The organism is Bradyrhizobium sp. sGM-13, assembly GCF_018398875.1.
Taxonomy (GTDB): Bacteria; Pseudomonadota; Alphaproteobacteria; order Rhizobiales; family Xanthobacteraceae; genus Bradyrhizobium.
Window position 1 is genome coordinate 1 of sequence record NZ_JAGWDK010000472.1, and the last position, 226, is coordinate 226.

1 protein-coding gene is annotated in these 226 nt (G+C 65.9%); it reads left to right on the forward strand.

All coding sequences use genetic code 11. The features are described 5' to 3' along the window. A partial coding sequence (locus KJQ96_RS39700; protein ID WP_213291295.1) for an inorganic phosphate transporter occupies nucleotides 1–226 on the forward strand: 226 nt, incomplete at both ends.

A 226-nucleotide genomic window follows, 5' to 3' on the forward strand; every position in this document is an offset into this window, starting at 1 on the left:
CCATCGTCGAGTTCGCACGCGTTGATCGGCGGACTGGTCGGCGCCGGCGTGGCGAAGGCCGGGATTTCGGCCGCGGTCTGGAGCGGGCTGTCCAAGACGCTCTTGGCGATCGTGTTGTCGCCGCTGGTTGGATTCCTGTTGGCGCTGGTTCTGGTCGCAATCGTGTCGTGGCTGTCGGTGCGCTCGACACCGTTTGCGGTCGATCGCGCCTTCCGCATCCTGCAGT